This window comes from Streptomyces sp. NPDC050738, from assembly GCF_040654175.1.
GTDB lineage: Bacteria > Actinomycetota > Actinomycetes > Streptomycetales > Streptomycetaceae > Streptomyces.
In genome coordinates this window covers 223,906-235,216 of sequence record NZ_JBFAHN010000005.1, presented here as the reverse complement: position 1 = coordinate 235,216, position 11,311 = coordinate 223,906, and the positions used below count along the sequence as shown (strand labels likewise).

Annotated in this window: 11 protein-coding genes; 7 read left to right on the top strand and 4 right to left on the bottom strand. The window is 68.6% G+C overall.

The features are described from left to right. Nucleotides 1-7: 7 nt before the first annotated feature. Entirely contained in the window at nucleotides 8-544 is a 537-nt protein-coding gene (locus tag AB0H78_RS15480; protein WP_363234885.1) for an arginine repressor, read from the top strand. 15 nt (nucleotides 545-559) lie between these two features. On the opposite strand, the gene AB0H78_RS15475 is transcribed toward AB0H78_RS15480, so the two are convergent. Continuing rightward, nucleotides 560-1,561, bottom strand: a complete 1,002-nt coding sequence (locus AB0H78_RS15475; protein ID WP_363234884.1) for a hydroxyacid dehydrogenase — start codon at nucleotides 1,559-1,561, stop codon at nucleotides 560-562. Nucleotides 1,562-1,749: 188 nt separating this feature from the next. Between AB0H78_RS15475 and AB0H78_RS15470 the strand changes: the two genes are divergently transcribed. From AB0H78_RS15470 to AB0H78_RS15450, 5 genes are read left to right on the top strand one after another with little or no spacing between them, the layout of a single operon-like run. Further along, nucleotides 1,750-3,078, top strand: a complete 1,329-nt coding sequence (locus AB0H78_RS15470) for a sugar ABC transporter substrate-binding protein (protein WP_363234883.1) — start codon at nucleotides 1,750-1,752, stop codon at nucleotides 3,076-3,078. Continuing rightward, nucleotides 3,075-4,043, top strand: a complete 969-nt coding sequence (locus tag AB0H78_RS15465; RefSeq protein ID WP_363234882.1) for a sugar ABC transporter permease — start codon at nucleotides 3,075-3,077, stop codon at nucleotides 4,041-4,043. The genes AB0H78_RS15470 and AB0H78_RS15465 overlap by 4 nt, the downstream gene beginning before the upstream one ends. Next, the gene (locus tag AB0H78_RS15460) at nucleotides 4,040-4,906 is read left to right on the top strand and encodes a carbohydrate ABC transporter permease (protein ID WP_363234881.1); all 867 of its coding nucleotides are present in this window, start codon (nucleotides 4,040-4,042) and stop codon (nucleotides 4,904-4,906) included. Before AB0H78_RS15465 ends, AB0H78_RS15460 begins: the two co-directional genes overlap by 4 nt. A gap of 36 nt (nucleotides 4,907-4,942) precedes the next feature. Further along, on the top strand, nucleotides 4,943-6,217 hold the full coding sequence (locus tag AB0H78_RS15455; RefSeq protein ID WP_363234880.1) for an alpha-L-fucosidase: 1,275 nt from the start codon (nucleotides 4,943-4,945) through the stop codon (nucleotides 6,215-6,217). Nucleotides 6,218-6,245: 28 nt separating this feature from the next. Then, nucleotides 6,246-7,694 carry a polysaccharide lyase 6 family protein gene (locus AB0H78_RS15450; RefSeq protein WP_363234879.1) on the top strand — a complete coding sequence of 483 codons (1,449 nt, stop codon included), beginning with the start codon at nucleotides 6,246-6,248 and terminating at the stop codon, nucleotides 7,692-7,694. Here the strand turns inward: AB0H78_RS15450 and AB0H78_RS15445 are convergent. Both AB0H78_RS15445 and AB0H78_RS15440 read right to left on the bottom strand, forming a co-directional pair. Further along, the gene (locus AB0H78_RS15445; protein WP_363234878.1) at nucleotides 7,691-8,668 is read right to left on the bottom strand and encodes a bile acid:sodium symporter family protein; all 978 of its coding nucleotides are present in this window, start codon (nucleotides 8,666-8,668) and stop codon (nucleotides 7,691-7,693) included. The two genes, AB0H78_RS15450 and AB0H78_RS15445, sit on opposite strands and share 4 nt — an antisense overlap. Before the next feature lie 57 nt (nucleotides 8,669-8,725). Next, a complete protein-coding gene (locus tag AB0H78_RS15440; RefSeq protein ID WP_363234877.1) occupies nucleotides 8,726-9,331 on the bottom strand; it encodes a pyridoxamine 5'-phosphate oxidase family protein in 606 nt (201 codons plus the stop codon). A gap of 124 nt (nucleotides 9,332-9,455) precedes the next feature. Between AB0H78_RS15440 and argH the strand changes: the two genes are divergently transcribed. After that, nucleotides 9,456-10,889, top strand: coding sequence for an argininosuccinate lyase (gene argH, locus AB0H78_RS15435; protein WP_363234876.1), 1,434 nt, complete (start codon nucleotides 9,456-9,458; stop codon nucleotides 10,887-10,889). A gap of 58 nt (nucleotides 10,890-10,947) precedes the next feature. Here the strand turns inward: argH and AB0H78_RS15430 are convergent, their stop codons facing one another. Continuing rightward, complete coding sequence (locus AB0H78_RS15430; RefSeq protein WP_363234875.1) at nucleotides 10,948-11,211, bottom strand: hypothetical protein; 264 nt, start codon at nucleotides 11,209-11,211, stop codon at nucleotides 10,948-10,950. Nucleotides 11,212-11,311: the final 100 nt, after the last annotated feature.

Below are 11,311 nucleotides of genomic sequence, written 5' to 3'. Positions count from 1 at the left end.
GACGACGATGACCGAGGCGCAGGAGACCGAGCACAACGGACAGTCCGTGCCCCAGACCCGCACGGCCCGGCACCGCAGGATCGTGGACATCCTCAACCGGCAGCCGGTCCGCTCCCAGAGCCAGCTCGCCAAGCTCCTCAGCGACGACGGGCTGAGCGTCACCCAGGCGACGCTCTCCCGCGACCTCGACGAGCTGGGCGCGGTCAAGATCCGCAACACGGGCGGCGAGCTGATCTACGCGGTGCCCAGCGAGGGCGGTTACCGCACCCCGCAGGCGCCGCTCGGCGAGTCGGCGAAGGAGGAGCGGATGCGCAGGCTCTCCTCCGAACTCCTGATCTCCGCCGAGGCCTCGGCCAACCTCGTCGTGCTGCGTACGCCGCCGGGCGCGGCCCAGTTCCTCGCCTCGGCGATCGACCAGGCCGAGCTGCACGACATCCTCGGCACCATCGCCGGAGACGACACCCTGATGCTGATCAGCCGCGACCCGGCTGGCGGCCAGGCGCTGGCCGACCACCTGCTGCGCCTGGCCCAGAACGCCCGCTAGGCGCGCTGGGCGCAGCTAGGCGAGGGTCCCCGCCAGCTCGGGGTCCACGGCGTGCCGCAGGGGCTCTCCGCGCACCAGCCGGCGGAGCTCGTCCAGGACCAGCTCGCCCATGCGCGCCCGCTCCCGTCCCATGGCCCCGGCCAGATGGGGCGTCAGCACGACGTTGGGCAGCGTGAACCAGGGCGAGTCCGGGTCCGGCGGCTCGGGGCACGTCACGTCGAGCACGGCGGTGAGGTCCGGGCGGCCGCCCAGCACGCGTATGGCCTCCTCCTCGTCCACCAGCCCGCCGCGTGCGGTGTTGATCAGCGTCGCCCCCTCCCTGAGCCGGGACAGCAGCCGCTCCCCGACCAGCCCCTCGGTCTCCGGCAGCAGGGGCGCGTGCAGACTGACGACGTCGCAGGTCGCGAAGAGTTCCTCCGTACCCACGAGCCGCAGTCCCAGCCCTTCTGCCGTGTCGGCGTCCGTCATGGGGTCCGATGCGAGGACCTCGACGTCGAAGCGGCGCAGATGCGTGGCCACCAGCCGTCCGATCCGGCCCAGGCCGAACAGGCCGACCCGGGAGCCGTATCCGCCCGGCACCTGCGGGTCGGCGGGGAACTTCCGGTGTGCGCGGGCCTCGCGGCTGATGCGGTGGACCTGCTTCAGCCCGAGCAGGATCTGGGCAAGCGTGTACTCGGCCACCGGTACGGCGTTGGCCGCCGCGGCGGAGACGATGGGGATCCGGCGGTCCCAGAACTCGGGTGTGGTCAGCGGGCGTACGGATCCGCCCGCCACGAGCACCGCGCGCAGGTCGGGTGCGTGACCGAGGAGTCCGCCGTCGAGCACCGGGGCGCCCCACCCGCTGAGCAGGACGTCCACGCCTGCCAACACCCCTGGATCCGCTGCCAGTTGCGTACGGGTGAGCGGCGGTCCCTGCCAGCGGGCGACCTGCCCGATCTCCTCCAGGAGCGACGCGGGGTAGACGTCGGCCCTGCGCTCCTCCTCCATGACGAGCAGCGCGGTCAGTGTTGTTCGCATGGCCGGACGATACGTCGGACGTGTGGTGGAGGCGAGAGGTTCAGGCGAAGAGACTTCCCGGACTTAGTCCCCGTATTTTACAAAGTCATCGGACTATTGACCCTGGTTTAACGCAGACGTTACCGTCCCGGGCAAGCGCTTTCCACAAGTGCGAACGCCGTTCAAGTAGCCGATCGGGAGTCGTCTTCATGCACAAGCAATGGTTGATCGGTGCCGGGATCCTCACGTCCGCCGTGCTCCTGACGGGGTGTTCGTCCGGCCCCGCCGGTACGCAGGCGAAGCAGAACCCCGACGCACCGCTCGAGCTCTGGACCAGAACCACGCCGGGCGGGCCCGGTGAGAAGGCGACGCTCAAGCTGGCGGCGGGCTTCGAGAAGGCGACCGGCAAGAAGGTCAAAGTCACCGCCATCTTCGACGACTTCGAGACCAAGCTGCAGCAGCGCGCCGCCCAGAAGAACCTCCCCGACATCGTCCTCAACGACGTGACGCAGCTCGGGACGATGCACAGTCAGGGCCTGCTCCGCGAGATCGACCTCACCAAGATCAAGAACAGCAAGGACATTGCGGCCCAGGGTCTCACCTCCGGCAAGAGCGTGGACGGCAAGCAGTTCGGCCTGCCCTACTCGGCCCAGGCCAGCGCCCTGCTGATCCGCAAGGACTGGCGCGAGAAGCTGGGGCTCAAGGTCCCGGCGAGCTGGGACGAGTTCAGCGCCATGGCCAAGGAGTTCACCACCAAGGACCCCGACGGCAACGGCAAGCAGGACACCTACGGCCTCGCCGCTCCGCTCTCGACCAAGCGCGGCTACGCCTCCTGGTACTTCTCCAACTTCCTCTGGGCGGCAGGCGGCGACTTCATCACGGAGTCGGGCGACGGCAAGTACAAGGCGTCCATGACGACCCCCGAGGCGACCAAGGCCGTCCAGTGGTTCCGCGACCTGGGCTGCAAGGACAAGACGATCCAGCCCGGCGCCGTCACCATGGACACCCCGCCGACCAACGAGACGTTCGAAGCGGGCAAGGCCGGCATGTACGTGGTCGGCCCCTATCTCCTCCCGCGCTTCGACAAGTCCCTGGGCAAGGACAAGTACGAGGTCGTCCCCATGCCCAAGGGCCCCAAGGACGCCACCGTGCTCGCCGAGGGCGGCTCCGTCTATCTGATGGCGGGTTCGGACAACCAGGCGGGCCAGGACGCCTTCGCCGACTACGCGATCTCCGCCGAGGGCCAGAAGCTCGGCGTGCAGGGGACCGAGGGCAACATCGTGCAGCTGCCGGTCAACAAGACCGTCGACATCACCAAGGAGCGCCCCGACCCGCGCTGGAAGACGTACTCCGAGATCTACAGCACCTCGGGCCGCTACGCCCCGTCGATACCCAACTGGACGCCCGTGCGCCAGGCGGCGGCCGACACCGTCAACGCCCTGGTGGCCGACTGCGGACTCGACACCGGCGCCAAGCTGAAGGAGCTCGACTCCAAGCTCACCTCCGTACTCGAAGAGCAGGGGATCGCCGCGTCATGAGCGTCGACCAGGCACGGCCGTCCTCGAACGGCTCCGCCGTCGGGAACGCCCGGCCCACCGCCGCGTTGACGGCGGCGAAGAGCTCCCGGCCGCGCAGCCGCCGGGCAGGGCGCTGGTGGACGCCCTGGCTGTTCCTGGCCCCGGCTCTGATCCTCTTTGTGTACTTCAAGTTCATCCCGATGGCCAACGCCATCACCATGTCGTTCCAGGAAGTTCAGCCCTACCTCGGCAACAAGTGGGTCGGCACCGACAACTACAGGACGGTCCTGACCGACGACGGCTTCCGCGAGGCCGCCTGGCACACCGTTGTGCTAGCCGTCGGCCAGACCGCCGGCTGCCTGGTGCTCGGCCTCGCGCTCGCGCTGCTGATGGAAGGGCAGAGCAAGCGGCTCGGCTTCATCCGCTCAGCGGCCTTCCTGCCCGTCGTGGTGCCGATCGCGGTCGTCGCCGAACTCTGGCGGATCATGTACCACCCGACCGCCGACGGAATGATCAACTCCGTGCTCGGTCTGTTCGGTTCGTCCCCCTCGGGCTTCATCAACGACCCGCACAGCTCGATGGCCTCCATCATGGTCACCGGCATCTGGAGGGGCGCGCCCTACGACATGATGATCTTCCTCGCGGGCCTGGGAAGCGTCGACCGCGGACTGTACGAGGCCGCCAAAGTCGACGGCGCCTCCCGCTTCCAGCGGGTGCGCCATGTCACCGTCCCCGGGTTGCGGTCGGTCTTCTCGATCCTGTTCGTTCTCGCCGCCATCCGCGGGCTGCGCGTCTTCACCGAGGTCTTCCTCCTCACCAACGGCGGCCCCGACGGATCCACCGAAGTCGTGATGACGCTGATCTACAAGCTGGGTCTCGAACAGAACCGGCTCGGAGTCGGCGCCGCCGGCGCCGTCCTGCTGTTCCTCGCGACGCTCGTCCTGACCGTCTGCGTCCACCTGTTCCGACGGAGGGGTAACGAATGAGCGCGCCGACCGAGACCGCGCTGGGGCTCACCGAGAGCAAGAGCGTGGGCGCCAGGGTGGTCAAGGCGATCACGTACGCCCTCGTCCTGATCCTCTTCGCGGGCCCGCTGCTCGCCCTGCTCGTCAGCGCGTTCAACCACGTCAAGGACCCGACGCAGCTGAGCCTCATCCCCTCGGGCGCCACCCTGGACAACTTCAGGACCGCCTTCGACCAGGGCGTCCTGAAGTACCTCCTCAACTCCTTCTTCGTCGTCGGCTTCGGACTGCTGCTGCAGGTCGCGGTCTCGGTCCTGGCGGGCTACGCCCTCGCCCGGAAGAAGTTCCGCGGGATGACCGTGGTGATGGTGGCCATCCTCGCGACGCTGATGCTGCCCGAGGAGATCCTCGCCATCCCGCTCTCGCTGATCCTCGCGGACCTTCCGGTGGTGCACTTCAACCTGATCGGCACGCTCGCCGGCATGATCGTGCCGCTCGGCGCCTGGGCCTTCTCCATCCTGGTGATGACGGAGTTCATGAAGGACGTACCGCGCGAACTCGAAGAGGCAGCCCGCATCGACGGCGCCGGTGACCTGCGGATCTTCGCGCAGATCATCCTGCCGATGTGCAAGCCCGCACTCGGCGTGATCGGGGTCTTCGGCTTCACCATGATCTGGGACCAGTACCTGCTGCCCCTCCTGGTGGCCACCGACTCCTCCTCGTACACCCTCCCCCTCGCCCTGCGGACCCTGCGGATCGACCCGTCCGTCACCCCGGGCGTCGTGATGGCCGCATCGCTGCTCGCCCTGCTGCCCTCGGTGATCGTCTTTCTCTTCTTCCAGCGTTCCTTCGTCCAGGGCCTGACCTCCGGCGCACTCAAGGGCTGACCGGCCCCTTCCCTCACCCACTTAAGGAGCAGCGCCTTGCGTGCGCGCAGCGACACCACCTGGTTCACCCATGACCGCTTCGGCCTGTTCGTCCACTGGGGTCTGTACGCGCTCCCGGCCCGGCACGAGTGGGTCAAGAACCGCGAGCGGCTGACCGACGACCAGTACCAGGTCTACTTCGACCACTTCGACCCCGACCGCTACGACCCCGCCGCGTGGGCGAAGACGGCGAAGGCCGCCGGCATGCGGTACGTCGTCCTCACCACCAAGCACCACGACGGCTTCTGCCTCTGGGACAGCGCGCTGACCGACTACAAGGTCACCAACACGCCGTACGGCCGCGATCTGCTCGGCCCCTTCGTCGACGCCTGCCGCGCCGAGGGTCTCAAGGTCGGCTTCTACTACTCCCTCATCGACTGGCATCACCCCTCCTTCCCCGTCGACGGCACGCACCCGCAGCGCGACGACGCCGCGTTCATCGAGGCGGCCGCAGACCGGGACATCGCCGAGTACCGGACGTATCTGCACGGCCAGGTAAGGGAGTTGCTCACCTCCTACGGCACGATCGACTACCTCTTCTTCGACTTCTCCTACGCCGGCCGCGAGGAATGGTGGGGCGGCAAGGGCGCCGACGACTGGGACGCGCCCGCACTGCTCGACCTCGTCCGTGAGCTTCAGCCGGACATCCTGGTCAACGACCGGACCGGCATACCCGGCGACTTCATCACCCCCGAGCAGTACCAGCCCTCGGGACCGATGACCGAGAACGGCCGCCCGGTGGTCTGGGAGGCCTGCCAGACCCTGAACGGCAGTTGGGGCTACGACCGCGACAACGTCGACTTCAAGAGCGCCGACCTGCTGATCAGGATGCTGGTCGACGGGGTGTCCAAGGACGGCAACCTGCTCCTGAACGTCGGCCCCACCGGACGCGGCGACTTCGACCCGCGCGCCGTGGACACCCTGGCCGAGATCGGCCGGTGGATGGACCTGCACGAGAGGTCCGTACGAGGCTGCGGCCCCTCCCCGCACCAGCCGCCTGCCGACTGCCGCTACACCCAGCGCGGCGACCGCCTCTATCTGCACCTCTTCAACTGGCCGCTGCGCCATGTGCACCTGCCCGGACTCGCGGGCCGGGTGCGGTACGCGCAGCTGCTCGGCGACGCCTCGGAGATCGTACGCATCGAGGTGGACCCCTCCCTGCCCGCCCAGAACACCCGGATGGGAGGCCAGCCGGCCGGCACGCTCACGCTCCAACTGCCCGTACGGCGGCCGGAAACGCCCGTCCCCGTCATCGAGCTCTTCCTCAACTGACCCGTCCGCTCAGCACTGTGGAGGCATTATGCAACGACGCACCTTCCTCACCGGCACCGCACTCGGCATCACCGCGGCCGCGCTTCCGACCGTCAACGCCCGGGCGGCGACGTCGAAGACGGTCACCTCGCTGACCGCCCTGCAGACCGCGATCAATACCGCGGGACCCGGCGATGTGATCACCGTGGCCAACGGCACCTACGCCGTACCGGACAGCGCCCCGATCACCGTCCAGGGCAGGCACGGCACGAACAAGGACGTCCCGATCACGATCGTCGCGCAGTCGCGCGGCGGCGTCGTCCTCACCGGGAAGCAGAGCTTCGTCTTCTCCGACTCCTCCTGGGTCACGATCTCCGGCTTCGCCTTCCGGCAGAGCACCACGCTGGAGGTCCCGACGAGCTGCACCGGCATCCGCCTCACCCGCAACGACTTCCAGCTCGCCGACATCAGCGGTCTGCACTGGGTCATGATCCGGGGCAACGACAGCAAGATCGACCGCAACCACTTCCACAACAAGTCCCAGCTGGGCATCATGCTCGGGGTGGAGGGGGAGCCCCCGGTCAACGGCGACGGTGACATCGCCACGGGCGTCGTCATCTTCAAGAACTACTTCTCCGACCACTCCTTCACCGGCGACAACGGCGGCGAGCCGATCCGTCTGGGCGTGAGCCCGTACGCGCTCTCCACCGCGGGCGCCACGGTCGAACTGAACCTCTTCGAGCGGTGCAACGGAGACCCCGAGGCCATCTCGGTGAAGTCGTCCGGGAACTTCGTCCGCCGCAACACGATCCGTGACAGCAAGGGCGGCATCGTCCTGCGGCACGGCAACAGCACCACGGTCGACAGCAACTGGATCCTCGACGGCGAGGAGGGGATACGTATCTACGGAAACAACCACGTGATCGCCAACAACTACGTCTCCGGCCTCTCCGGAACGGCCCTGATCATCGGCAGCGGCTCCGAACGCGACCACCTGCCCGGCGAGCCGTCCACTTCCCGGACCGGCAACGACGCACCCGACGGGGTGACCGTCGTGCACAACACCCTGCGGAACAACGCCAAAACCCTCGCGGGCGAGCCCCAGCGCACCGAGGAGCCGCGCGACTGCGTGGTCGCGGACAACCTGCTCGTCGGCGACTCGGGCACGCTGGTGGCGATGGCGACCACGGTCCGCTTCACCTGGCAGAGCAACATCCTCTTCGGCGCGGCCACCGACGGAAACATCCCCGCCGCCACCTACACCCGCACCGACCCGAAGCTGGTGACCGGCTCGGACGGCATCGCCCGCCTCTCGGCCGGCAGCCCGGCGATCGGCCAGGCCACCTTCCAGCCCGCGCAGTCCATGCCGCCCCTGGCCTACGACATCCAGGGCGACCCGCGCGGCACCACCAGAGACGTCGGCTGCGACGAGTACTCCACCGCAACCGCCCTCTACCGCCCGCTCACCCCGGCGGACGTGGGCCCGAACGCAGCCTAGGCAGCAGCCTCGGTCTTTCTGGCCCGGTACGACATCCAGGCGGCGACCAGCGCCCCCGACACGTTGTGCCAGACCGAGAAGATTGCCGCGGGCAGGGCGGCGAGCGGGCTGAAGTGGGCGGTGGCGAGCGAGGCGGCCAGACCGGAGTTCTGCATCCCGACCTCGAACGCCATCGCCCGGCTCGCGGGCTTCCCGAGCCGGGCCGCCTTGCCGGCACCGTAACCGAGCAGCAGGCCGAGGCCGTTGTGCAGGACGACGGCCAGCAGCACCATGGCCGCCGCGGACTTGATCGCCGCCGCGCTGCCCGAGACCACGATCACCACGATGACGGCGATGGCGGCGGCCGAGAGCCAGGGCAGGGCGCTGAGCACCCGGTCGACGTACCGGCCGGCGAAGTACCGTACGGCCAGACCCGCGAGGACGGGCAGCAGCACGGTCTTGAGGATGTCGGTCACCATCGCGCCCGCGTCGACGTGCAGGTACTCGCCCGCGAGCAGCAACGTCAGCGGCGGAGTGACCAGCGGCGCCAGGACGGTCGAGACGGTGGCCACCGAGACGGACAGGGCCACGTCACCGCGCGCGAGATACGTGACGACATTGGACGCCGTGCCGCTGGGAGCGCAGCCCACCAGGATGACGCCGGCGGCCAGTTGGGGCGAGAGATTCAGCGCGTGGGCGATGAGCCAGCCCAGGCCCGGCATGATCACGTAATGGGCGACCAGACCGAGCCCGACGGCCCACGGGCGCTTCATCACGCCCTGGAAGTCCACGGCGGTCATCGTCAGTCCCATGCAGAACATGACGACGCCCAGGAGGTACGGGACGGAGGTCTTCCACCCCGCGAAGGTGTCCGGGGTGGCCAGGCCCGCCGCCCCCGCGGCGAGGACGAGGACCGGGAAGACGGTGACCGCGCGGCGGGCCGCGCGGTCGGTGGAGTCGGGGGCGGTACGGGGTATCGCTTGATCAGTCTGCACGGCGCGATGCAACGCCTCCGCCCTACCGCCGCGCAACCGCGTCTCGTTATGTGGTCCCTACACCGACTGCTCGGCGGCCGGGGGAGTGGGCGGCAGCGGAAGCGGCAGTCCCGGGAGGCCGTCGATGCTGGTCGCGATGTACTCCTTCTTCTGGAAGTACGCGTCCAGCTCGGCGTCGTCCCGGCGCGCGAAGTACTGGCCGTGCAGATCACGGTCCTCGTCGTACGACATGAAGGGCACGGCGTAGCCACAGGTGTCCCTGACCAGCTCGGCGGTGACGACGATGATGGCGCGCAGCCCGTTGCGGGACGTGTCGATGCCGGGGAAGCGGGCGAGCAGCTCCGGGAAGCGCGGGTTGTCGCGGAAGACCGGCTCGCCGCGGCCGTGCACGCGCACGATGGTCGGCGGACCGTCGAAGGCGCACCACATCAGAGTGATCCGCCCGTTCTCGCGGAGGTGGGCCACGGTCTCCGCGTTGCTGCCGGCGAAGTCGAGGTAGGCCACGGTGAGTTCGTCGAGCACGGCGAACGATCCGTTGAGGCCCTTGGGGGAGAGGTTGACCGTGCCGTCGCCCGACAGGGGCGCGGTCGCGGTGAAGAATATGTGCTGCGCCTCGATGAAGGCGCGCAGTCGTCCGTCTATGCGCTCATACGTCTTTCCCATGCCTGGGATTGTCCGCCCTCGGGGTCCCGGGTGATCGACCGTCCCACTCCGTGGAATTGACGAAACATACGGAGGAGTGCATAGTTATGCCTATCGTTGAATGCATCGTACGGAGGAACCCGCTGTGAGCAGCAACACCGGTGACGTCAGGCTCTGGGGCGCACGCTTCGCCGACGGTCCGGCCGAGGCGCTGGCCAAGCTGTCCGCCTCCGTCCACTTCGACTGGCGGCTCGCTCCGTACGACATCGCGGGCTCCCGCGCCCACGCCCGCGTGCTCCACAAGGCGGACCTGCTCACCGCGGACGAACTGACCCGTATGCTCGCGGGCCTCGACCAGCTGGAGACGGACGTCGACGCCGGTACGTTCGTCGGCACCGTCGCCGACGAGGACGTGCACACCGCCCTGGAACGCGGTCTCCTGGAGCGGCTCGGCGCCGACCTCGGCGGCAAGCTGCGGGCCGGCCGGTCTCGCAACGACCAGGTCGCGACACTCTTCCGGATGTACCTGCGCGACCACGCCCGGACCATCGGCGGTCTGATCGCCGACCTCCAGGACGCCCTGGTCGGCCTCGCCGAGGCCCACAAGGACGTCGCCATGCCGGGCCGCACCCACCTCCAGCACGCCCAGCCGGTGCTCTTCGCCCACCATGTCCTGGCCCATGTCCAGGCGCTGTCCCGGGACGCGGAGCGGCTGCGGCAGTGGGACGACCGGACGGCCGTATCCCCTTACGGATCCGGTGCGTTGGCGGGTTCCTCGCTCGGCCTGGACCCGGAGGCGGTCGCCGCGGACCTCGGTTTCGAGCACGGTTCGGTCGGCAACTCCATCGACGGCACGGCCTCGCGCGACTTCGTCGCCGAGTTCACCTTCATCACCGCGATGATCGGCGTCAACCTCTCCCGGATCGCGGAGGAGGTCATCATCTGGAACACGAAGGAGTTCTCCTTCGTCACCCTGCACGACGCCTTCTCGACCGGCTCCTCGATCATGCCGCAGAAGAAGAACCCCGACATCGCGGAGCTGGCGCGCGGCAAGTCGGGCCGTCTCATCGGCAACCTCACCGGACTCATGGCGACGCTGAAGGCGCTCCCGCTCGCGTACAACCGCGACCTGCAGGAGGACAAGGAGCCGGTCTTCGACTCCTGCGACCAGCTCGAGCTCCTGCTGCCCGCCTTCACCGGCATGATGGCCACCCTGACCGTCCACCGCGAGCGCATGGAGGAACTGGCCCCGGCCGGCTTCTCGCTCGCCACCGACGTCGCCGAGTGGCTGGTCAAGCAGGGAGTGCCGTTCCGTGTCGCGCACGAGGTCGCGGGCGAGTGCGTCAAGGTGTGCGAGCAGCACGGGATCGAGCTCGACCAGCTCACCGACGAGCAGTTCGCGAAGATCTCGGAGCATCTGACACCCGAGGTGCGTACGGTGCTCAACGTTCCCGGCGCCCTCGCCTCGCGCAGCGGCCGCGGCGGTACGGCACCCTCGGCGGTCCGGACCCAGATGGTCGAGATGAAGGCGAACTTGATCATCCAGCACGCCTGGGCGACCGCCAAGGACAAGAAGTAGCCCGTACGGAAACAGCTGAGGGCCCGGACGCGACCGCGTCCGGGCCCTTCGCCGTACGTCAGCTCCTGGCGCGCTTGCCGCCCGCGTAATTGCCGAGGTCGAGCAGCAGCCCGAGGATGACGAACAGCCAGCCGATGCCGCTGACATGGAAGACGGGGCTCCAGGAGAGCACGTACATCAGCGTCGTGAACGGCAGGAAGGCCAGCCCGATCAGCGGCACGATCCAGCTGTCGAAGGGCCGGGTCACCATGTTGGTGAACAGCCACAGGAAGAGCAGAGCCAGACGCGGTGCGAATGCTCCGAGCAGGACGACGAAACACATGACCCAGTCGTAACACCGGGCGGCGCGTTCCGCGCGCGGAGAAGGAGACAAGCGGAGACAAACGGAACCGCCCCGGCGAGACCGAGGTCCGACCGGGGCG

Excerpts from the sequence above, each read along its gene's own strand:
- AB0H78_RS15430 (WP_363234875.1), bottom strand. The coding sequence starts at position 11,211 with ATGTGTTTCGTCGTCCTGCTCGGAGCATTCGCACCGCGTCTGGCTCTG.
- AB0H78_RS15450 (WP_363234879.1), top strand. The coding sequence starts at position 6,246 with ATGCAACGACGCACCTTCCTCACCGGCACCGCACTCGGCATCACCGCG.
- AB0H78_RS15480 (WP_363234885.1), top strand. The coding sequence starts at position 8 with ATGACCGAGGCGCAGGAGACCGAGCACAACGGACAGTCCGTGCCCCAG.
- AB0H78_RS15475 (WP_363234884.1), bottom strand. The coding sequence starts at position 1,561 with ATGCGAACAACACTGACCGCGCTGCTCGTCATGGAGGAGGAGCGCAGG.
- AB0H78_RS15470 (WP_363234883.1), top strand. The coding sequence starts at position 1,750 with ATGCACAAGCAATGGTTGATCGGTGCCGGGATCCTCACGTCCGCCGTG.
- AB0H78_RS15440 (WP_363234877.1), bottom strand. The coding sequence starts at position 9,331 with ATGGGAAAGACGTATGAGCGCATAGACGGACGACTGCGCGCCTTCATC.
- AB0H78_RS15460 (WP_363234881.1), top strand. The coding sequence starts at position 4,040 with ATGAGCGCGCCGACCGAGACCGCGCTGGGGCTCACCGAGAGCAAGAGC.
- AB0H78_RS15465 (WP_363234882.1), top strand. The coding sequence starts at position 3,075 with ATGAGCGTCGACCAGGCACGGCCGTCCTCGAACGGCTCCGCCGTCGGG.